Below are 265 nucleotides of genomic sequence, written 5' to 3' on the forward strand. Positions count from 1 at the left end.
ATTTGAAATAGAAGATGTAAACGAAGTAATAGATTGGATTATCAAGCAACCATGGAATAATGGTAAGGTAGGCATGATTGGAGGAAGTTATGACGGTTTCAGCCAATGGGCTGCTGTTAAAAATCTTCATCCTGCTTTGAAGACCATCATTCCTACTGCATCGGTAGGTTTTGGAGTTGACTTTCCTATATTTAACAATTGCTTTAGCCCTTATATGTTGCGATGGCTTAGTTATGCAAGAAAAGTTACAAATTATAATCTGTTT

At 35.8% G+C, this 265-nt stretch carries 1 protein-coding gene; it reads left to right on the top strand.

The features are described 5' to 3' along the window. Positions 1-265: CocE/NonD family hydrolase (locus tag SB724_RS20525; protein WP_410572750.1), on the top strand; the 265-nt coding region annotated here is incomplete at both ends.

This window comes from Bacillus sp. SIMBA_031, from assembly GCF_046535225.1.
Lineage (GTDB): Bacteria > Bacillota > Bacilli > Bacillales > Bacillaceae > Bacillus > Bacillus velezensis.